This is a genomic window from Streptomyces sp. NPDC059696, assembly GCF_042733745.1.
Lineage (GTDB): Bacteria > Actinomycetota > Actinomycetes > Streptomycetales > Streptomycetaceae > Streptomyces.
The window spans coordinates 19,880-28,364 of the sequence record NZ_JBHWFG010000022.1 but is presented as its reverse complement, the minus strand read 5'-3'; the positions used below and the strand labels follow the sequence as shown (position 1 = coordinate 28,364).

4 protein-coding genes and 1 pseudogene are annotated in these 8,485 nt (G+C 72.6%); 3 read left to right on the top strand and 2 right to left on the bottom strand.

The window, feature by feature from the left end; all coding sequences use genetic code 11:
* Positions 1-105 precede the first annotated feature (105 nt).
* Positions 106-2,094: pseudogene (locus ACFV20_RS23495) on the top strand (hypothetical protein); the annotation flags it as partial.
* A gap of 116 nt (positions 2,095-2,210) precedes the next feature.
* Here the strand turns inward: ACFV20_RS23495 and ACFV20_RS23490 are convergent.
* Complete coding sequence (locus tag ACFV20_RS23490; protein WP_385659396.1) at positions 2,211-3,773, bottom strand: APC family permease; 1,563 nt, start codon at positions 3,771-3,773, stop codon at positions 2,211-2,213.
* 180 nt (positions 3,774-3,953) lie between these two features.
* A complete protein-coding gene (locus ACFV20_RS23485) occupies positions 3,954-4,517 on the bottom strand; it encodes a hypothetical protein (RefSeq protein WP_385659545.1) in 564 nt (187 codons plus the stop codon).
* Between the two features lie 419 nt (positions 4,518-4,936).
* On the opposite strand from ACFV20_RS23485, the gene ACFV20_RS23480 reads away from it, so the two are divergent.
* Together ACFV20_RS23480 and ACFV20_RS23475 are read left to right on the top strand one after the other, a co-directional pair.
* Complete coding sequence (locus ACFV20_RS23480; protein ID WP_385659394.1) at positions 4,937-8,050, top strand: nitrate- and nitrite sensing domain-containing protein; 3,114 nt, start codon at positions 4,937-4,939, stop codon at positions 8,048-8,050.
* Positions 8,047-8,481 (top strand): roadblock/LC7 domain-containing protein, encoded by a 435-nt coding sequence (locus tag ACFV20_RS23475; protein ID WP_102910026.1) that lies wholly within the window; start codon positions 8,047-8,049, stop codon positions 8,479-8,481. The genes ACFV20_RS23480 and ACFV20_RS23475 overlap by 4 nt, the downstream gene beginning before the upstream one ends.
* Positions 8,482-8,485: the final 4 nt, after the last annotated feature.

Here is an 8,485-nt window from a genome sequence, read left to right as displayed (position 1 = left end):
GGGGTCCTCGCGCCACAAAACCCCACCCCGGCGCAGCCCGGCCCTACCCCGGCGCCGGCCCCCCCCCCCCCCCGGCCGCCCCCGCCCCCCCCGGCGCCCCCCCCCGACGAGGTCGCCGCCGAGGCCGCGCGCGTGAGGGACGAGCGGCAGGAGGCCGCGCAGAAGGCCCGCCGCTCCGCCGACGCCCTCGCCGGGCTCGCCTTCCGGCTCCGCGAGCGGGCCGGCTGGCAGGTGAAACTGCGCGAGCTGGCCGACGAGGCGGCCGAGTCCGAGGCGAGCGCCCAGGCCTGCCTGGAACGGGCCCGGGCCGCCGACGAGGACCGGCGCGCCGCCCAGCGCGCCGCGGACGACACCCGCCGCACCGCCCGCGCCCTGCGCGCCGAGCGCTCCGAGATCGCGGGCGCCCCCGACGACGTACCCGAGGACGAGGAACAGGCGCCCAAGGCTTCCCTGCCCGCGCTGCGCGAGGCCTACCGGGCCGCCTCCCAGGTGTACGAGAAGGTCGGCGTCGGCGCCGACCTGCGCGCCGAGCAGGCGCGCGCGGAGAGCGACGAGAGCGCCGCCCGCGCGGAACTGGACCGGCTGAGCAACAAGGTCCGCACCCGCGCGGAGCAACTCCTCGAATCACCCGACGGCTCCGACGGCCCCAGCCGCCAGGCCGCCGCCGCCCGTGCCGAGGAGCTGGTGCAGCTCCTGGAGACGCGGATGTCGACCGCGAGCGAGCAGCTCGGACGGCTGCGCGGCGAGGCCGAACGTCTCGCCCCCGCCGACGACGGCGAGACCCACACCGACCTCCCCGAGGACCTTCAGCCGCGCGACACCGAACACGCGCAGACCCTGCTGCGCACCGCCACCGCCGAACTCGCCTCCCGCACCGAGGCGCTGGACCAGGCACGCGAGGCCCACGCCGAACTCCTCGACGCCCACCGTGCCGCCGAGGACGCGGCGAGCGGCTTCGACGAGATCGCCGCCATGCTCCGCGACCTGCTGCGCGAACACGCCCCGGACGAAGAGCACGACGAGCCCGAGCCCTACGCCGGCAGCCCGGAGGAGGCCCGCCAGGCGGCCGCCGAGGCCCGGCGCTCCCTGCGCGGCTGCGCCGCCGACCTGTCCGCCGCCGAGTCCGCCGTCCGCGAGGCGAGCGACATCCTCGTCCGGCACGCCAACTCCACGCGGTACGAGCAGGTCCGCACCCCCGCCCGCCAGCAGATCCGCGAACTGCCCGCATCCGCCCTGCCCGAGCACGCCCAGAAGTGGGCGGACGCCTTCGCACCCCGCCTGCGCGTCCTCACCGACGAACTGGAGCAGCTGGAACGCAACCGCGACTCGATCGTGGACCGTCTGCGCGGCCTCGTCGAGTCGGCCCTGGCCACCCTGCGTTCCGCCCAGCGCCTCTCCCGTCTCCCGGAGGGCCTCGGCGAGTGGTCGGGACAGGAGTTCCTCCGCATCCGCTTCGAGGAACCCGACCAGGCCACCCTCACCGAGCGGCTCGGCGAGGTCATCGACGAGGCGACCCGCGCCGCCGTCAAGAAGAACTCCGATCTGCGCCGCGACGGCATGTCCCTGCTGCTGCGGGGCGTCGCCGCCGCCCTCCAGCCCAAGGGCGTCGCCGTCGAGATCCTCAAGCCGGACGCGGTGCTGCGCGCCGAGCGGGTCCCCGTCGGGCAGATGGGCGACGTCTTCTCCGGCGGTCAGCTCCTCACCGCGGCCATCGCCCTGTACTGCACGATGGCCGCCCTGCGCTCCAACGACCGGGGCCGCGACAAGCACCGGCACGCCGGCACGCTGTTCCTCGACAACCCCATCGGCCGCGCCAACGCCACGTACCTGCTGGAACTCCAGCGGGCGGTGTCGGACGCCCTCGGGGTGCAGCTCCTGTACACCACGGGCCTGTTCGACACCACCGCGCTGGCGGAGTTCCCGCTGGTCATCCGCATGCGCAATGACGCCGACCTGCGGGCGGGACTCAAGTACATCAGCGTCGAGGAGCACCTCCGCCCCGGTCTGCCGCAGCAGCCCCAGGCGGGGGAGGCGGTCCACAGCGAGATCACGGCGACCCGGATGTACAAACGCCCGGCGTCCACCACGCCCTAGGGGCGCGGGGCACTGCGCGACCGGCCAGGACGGCCGCGCCGGCTCGACCCCGTCCCTCCGCCCGGTGCCAGGCTGCTCGCCTCCGGCACACACACGGGGACGGAGGGATCCCGGCCTCAGTCGGTCGCCGGGGCGGCGACGGGAGCGGTGGCAGGGGCCTCGGAGCGGTGCTCGGCGAGCACACCGGTCCGGTGCCGCTGCACGAACCAGTAGTAGGCGAAGCCGCCGCCCGCGATGACGGCGACGAACAGCACCGCGCCCCAGCGCAGGTACCAGTGGTAGGGGGCCGCCGCGTTGTACACCGCGGCCCGCGGCCAGATCAGGTTGAGCGTCATGGCCGCGCCCCACAGGACCGCCAGGATGTTGACCGGCAGGCCCCAGCGGCCCAGCGAGAACCGGCCCTCACCCGCGGGCTGCCATCTTCCGCGCAGCCGCGCGACCAGCAGCGGCACCGTGACGCCCAGGTAGGCGAGGTAGATCATGATGATGCCGATGCTGGTGACGACCGTGAAGATCTGCGGCTGGCGGATGTTGACCACCAGGATCGCCAGCGCCAGGATCCCGATGATCACGGTCGGCAGGACCGGCGTCTGGAACCGAGGGTGGCACCTGGCCAGCTTCGAGGACGCCGGCAGGTTGTTGTCGCGGGCCATCGCGAACGCGAGCCGGACCGCCGCCGTGTGCACGGCCAGGGCGCACACGGTCACCGCGATCAGCACGCACCACAGCATCGCCTTGCCGGCCGTCGGGCCGAGCACGTCCAGCACGATGTACTGCAGGCCGTCCGTGGACAGCTTCTCGCCCTTCAGGCTGGACACGCTCATCAGCGCGAGGAGCAGGATCAGGCCGCCCAGGACGAACGAGGCCACGATCGCCCGGATGATGGCGCGCGGCGCGTTCCGGGTCGGGTCCAGGGACTCCTCACCGAGCGAAGCGGCCGTGTCGAAGCCGTACATGACGTACGCCGAGGCCAGCGAGGCCACCAGGAAGGCGCCCAGGTAGCCGTTGCCGTAGCCCGCGCCGGTGCCGTGCGTCTCCAGGACGACCTGCGGACCACGCGTGATGTGAACCGCGAACAGGATGATCAGCACGACCGTGGCGATCAACTCGATGCACACGCCCGCCGTGTTGATCCGCGCCATCAACTTGACGCCGAAGGCGTTCACGAGGGTCGTGAACAGGATCAACGCCGCGGCCAGGATGACCGCGTTGGTCGCCACGTCGTACGTACCGGTGCCGTCCCCCACGAACTGGAAGGACGACGAGATCTGCGGCAGCGTCAGCTGGTAGGCCAGCGCGACGGCCGAGATGGACACGATCGAGGCGATCAGCATCATCCAGCCGGCGAGCCAGCCCAGATGCGGATTGCCTATCTTCTTGGACCAGTTGTAGACGGAACCCGCCACGGGATAGCGGGCGGCGAGCTCCGCGAAGCAGAGGGCGACCATGAACTGGCCGACGAAGACCATCGGCCACGACCACCAGTAGGCCGGGCCGCCGCTGCCGTAGCCGAAGTAGAACAGCTGGAAGGTGCCGGTCAGGATCGAGATGTAGCTGATCCCCGCGGCGAAGGTATGGAAGTTGCCGAGTGTGCGTTTCAGCTCGGGTCTGTAGCCGAACTCGGTGAGTTCGGCGTCGTCCCGGCCGTGGGGGTCGGTCGACTCAGCGGTTGTTCTCATGGGCGCTTCCTCACAGGTCTGTCGCAGGGTTGGTTCGATCAGTCGAACCAACCCTGCGGGGTGAGGCGGGTGTTGCGCCAGAGGTGTTCTGTTTCGCGATACTCGGCGGGTCCCACCGGCCCGAGTGCGCGCCCGGAACCGTACCGGGCCCGACCGCACGGGTCCTGCGGCGTCCGCGCCTCAGGAGTGGGACAACTGCCCGGCCCCGGCGCGCCGGCGTATCCGCCCCTGCGTCCGCTCGGTGGCACGCTCCTGCCGCCGGGTACGGCGCCGCTCCCTCCGCAGCGCCCGCGCGGTACTGCTCGGCACGGACACCACGCCGTGGCGCTGGTTCCAGACCTGGCGGGTCACCCATACGTCGAGCGCCCCCCAGGTGGCCGCGATCGTGCTCACCACGCTGCTGATCACCATGGGGAACGCCAGCCAGGACCCGGCCATGGTGCACAGGAAGGCCACCATGGCCTGGATGAGGGTCACGGCTATGAGAAGAACCGCTCGCACGGCCGCCGTCCGCACCGGATCCGGCAAGCGCCGCCGCCGCGCGGGCTCCTCGACCCACAGGGGCCGGTGGTACCGCTGCCCCCGAGCGCCGCCGCCCGTCTCGTGAGCCGGATACCCGCTCTCCTGTCCCGAGGGCTGTGCCCCTGCCCCGGGGACGTCGCGTTCGGCCGCTCCGGGATCCCGATGCCCCGCCGACCGCGCCCCACCCGCCCTGGGCGCACCGCGCCGTTCCGCCGTGCCCATCACCGTGTCACTCCCCACCGCCAGCAGACCGCTCGCTCGCATCCGAAGACCCGTGCTCCCCAGTGGCTGCCCGGCTTGCGCTGTTCTACGCCGCCCAGGTGCGCAACGCGGCTCCTGTTGCCGATTCCGCCCCCGTTTCCCATAGAGAACGACGAACGACCACTCGCGAAGATTCCCGGAAACCGAAAAATTTCAGCCAACCGCCCGGACATCGTTCGCGTGTTGGGCCGCGCCGCCACCATGGATGACGGGGAGACAACTCCCGCAATGCCCGGACAACTCGCCATGACTCGTGGCTGGCGCGGAAGTTCAGGTTCCGGACCGGTCTTCGAGTTCCCTGTGGGTCGGTAGTAGGCTCGCGCCGTTTGTTGACGCACATGTGTACCCCCGGTAGCAGGGGGCCCGAGCAGGGGGAGGCCATGCGCTTTCGCGGGAAGTCCATCCGCCGGAAGATCGTGGCGCTGCTTCTCGTGCCGCTGGTGTCCCTGACCGCGATCTGGACCTTCGCCACCGTGCTCACGGGACGCGAGGCGGCCGACCTGTTCAACGTGTCGTCCGTGGTGGAGAAGATCGGCTACCCCATCGAGGACACCGTCCGCGTCCTGCAGGAGGAACGCCGCCAGACCCTCGTCCACCTCGCCGACCCCCGCGCCTCCGACGGCCTCGCCGCGCTCCGGCGCAGCCGCACGGCCACCGACGAGGCCATCGGCGGCATCCGCGACAACGCACGGAACCCCGACGTGCGGGACGCGATGGGCGCCGACACCGACGAGCGGCTCACCGCCGTACTGGACGGCTTCGACGGCATCGAATCGCTGCGCCGCAGCGTCGAGGACGGCACGGTCAACCGCACCCAGGCCCTCGACCTCTACAACCGGCTCGTCGACCCCTGCTACGTCCTCCTCGCCAACCTGCACGTCGTCGACAACATCGAACTGGACAAGCAGTACCGCGCGCTGGTCAATCTCGCCCGCGCCCGCGAACTGCTCTCCCGGGAGGACGCCCTCCTCGGCTCCGCGCTGATCGTCGGCAGGATCTCCCACTCCGAGGAGCGGGACATCTCCGACCTCGTGGCGCAGCGCACGCTGATGTACGACGTCAACCTGCCGCTGCTGCCCGTGGCCGAGCGCGACCGCTACCAGAGCTTCTGGAAGAACGCCTCCTCCGCCCCCTTGCGCGTGGCCGAGGAAGCAGCCGTCTCCTCCGGTGCCGGCACCCCCCGCGGCATCTCCGCCAAGAGCTGGGACAGCGCGGCCGGCAACGTGCTCGACGAGCTCGGCACTCTCAACGACCAGGCCAACGACCGCTACCAGGACCGCGTCCACCCCGTCGCCGTCGGTGTCATCGCCAAGGCCGTCATCGCCGGGGCCCTCGGCCTGATCGCGCTCCTGCTCTCCCTCTTCCTCTCCGTACGCGTCGGCCGCACCCTGATCCGCGACCTCCGGCAACTGCGCCTGGAGGCCCACGAGGCGTCCGGAGTGCGCCTGCCCAGCGTCATGCGCCGCCTCTCCGCGGGCGAACAGGTAGACGTCGAGACCGAGGTCCCGCGCCTCGAGTACGACAAGAACGAAATGGGCGAGGTCGGCCAGGCCCTCAACACCCTGCAGCGCGCGGCCGTCGAAGCCGCCGTCAAACAGGCCGAGCTGCGCGCCGGCGTCTCCGAGGTCTTCGTCAACCTCGCGCGCCGCAGCCAGGTCCTCCTCCACAAGCAGCTCACCCTCCTCGACGCCATGGAGCGCCGGACCGAGGACACCGAGGAACTCGCCGACCTGTTCCGCCTCGACCACCTGACCACGCGTATGCGCCGGCACGCCGAGGGCCTGGTGATCCTCTCCGGCGCCGCGCCCTCCCGTCAGTGGCGCAAACCCGTCCAGCTCATGGACGTCGTACGCGCCGCCGTCGCGGAGGTCGAGGACTACGAGCGCATCGAGGTCCGCCGCCTTCCCCGCAACGCCATCACCGGCCCGGCCGTCGCCGACCTCACCCACCTCGTGGCCGAACTGCTGGAGAACGCCACAGTCTTCTCGCCACCGCACACCGCGGTCCAGGTCCTGGGCGAGCGGGTCGCCAACGGCTTCACCCTGGAGATCCACGACCGAGGCCTCGGGATGGCCGCGGAGGCGCTCCTGGACGCCAACCTCCGGCTCGCCGAGACACCGGAGTTCGAACTGTCCGACACCGACCGGCTCGGCCTGTTCGTGGTCAGCCGGCTCGCCCAGCGCCAGAACGTCAGGGTCTCCCTCCAGCCCTCCCCGTACGGCGGCACCACCGCCGTGGTCTTCATCCCCGACACGCTGCTCACCGACGACGTCCCGGACACCAACGGGATCGGCTTCCGTCTCGACCGTCCTCAGCTCGCCCCGGAGAAGGAACCGCAGGACGGCCGCCGCGCCGCGCTCTCCCACGCGCCCGCGCCGCGCGCCGGTCTGCCCGCCTCCCTGCTGGACGGCCCGGTCGAGCTGGAGGGTCCCGTCGACCTCGACACCATCAGCGGCTTCCCAGGGGCCATCGAGGACGAGGACAGCGAACACGGCGGCCTGTTCCGCTCCCGCCACTCCCTGACCCGCGACCAGGACGCGTCCGCCGGCCGCCGCACCGACGCGCGCAGGCAGCAGACCGACGCCCGCGGCACCGGTGACCGGACCGACGATGACGCCGGACCGGGCGACCCGGTCGCGCCGCCCCGCCGCCACACCCCCAAGCTGGTCAGCTCCCACGGACGCCCGGTGACCGAACAGCGCCCCCGGCGGGGCAGGGCGGACGAGGAGACCACCCCGGCCACCGGCCGAACGGATGTGAGCCCCGGTTCCGCGCTCCCGTCACGGCGGCGGGGCGGGGAGCCCACGCCCGGCCGGGACACCGGCCGGTCGGGGAGCGAATCCGCGCCCGCCCTGCCCGCCAGGCGCCGCACCGAGAGCCCTTCGACCGGCAGCCGTCGGGGCGACGCCCTGCCGGAGGCACCGCCGCCGCTGCCCTCCCGCCGCCGTGGGACGGACCCGGCCCGCCGCGGCATCGGCGCCGTCGGCAGCCACGAGAACCACCAGGACCACCAGGACCACCAGGACCACCAGGACTCCACGGAGTCCACCGCCCCCTCCGGCGGCGTCGGCGACCGGTCGGAGCCGTCCGCCCTCCCGAGGCGGACCCGCCGCGCGGAGATCGCCTCCAGCGGCCCGGCCCGGCCGGACCAGCGCCCCGGCTCCGTCCCGGGCGGCACCGGCGGCGCCTCGGACCGGACGAGCGGCTCCGGCGACACACCCGGGGGGACCGGCTCCGCAGCACCACCCGCTTCCGGTACCGCGCCGCTGCCCCGGCGCGTCCGGCAGGCCAACCTGGCCCCGCAGCTGAAGCGGAGCTCCCTGCCGTCCGGCGGGGACGCGGCCGAGCCCGTCGAACGTGACGCGGAGGAAGTACGCAGCCGCATGGCCTCGCTCCAGCGCGGCTGGCAGCGCGGCCGTGAGGAGAACGCCGCGGGCGATGCCGCCCACACCGGCGCAGCACCACAAGGAACGACAGAGGGGGACGGTCGATGACCGCACCGAAGGCGACCGGCCACACCGCGACCAGCAAGGGGGAGCTCAACTGGCTCCTCGACGACCTGGTGGACCGCGTCGCGAGCATCCGCAAGGCCCTCGTGCTCTCCGGCGACGGTTTGCCGACGGGCGTGTCCAAGGACCTGACCAGGGAGGACAGCGAGCACCTCGCTGCCGTCGCCTCCGGCTTCCACAGCCTCGCCAAGGGGGTGGGACGCCACTTCGAGGCCGGCAACGTCCGCCAGACGGTCGTCGAGCTCGACGACGCCTTCCTGTTCGTGACGGCGGCCGGAGACGGCAGTTGTCTCGCCGTCCTCTCGGACGCCGACTCGGACGTCGGCCAGGTCGCCTACGAGATGACGCTCCTGGTGAAGCGGGTGGGTGTGCATCTGGCCGCCGCACCGCGCACCGATCTGCCCGCAGGCGGGTAGTGGA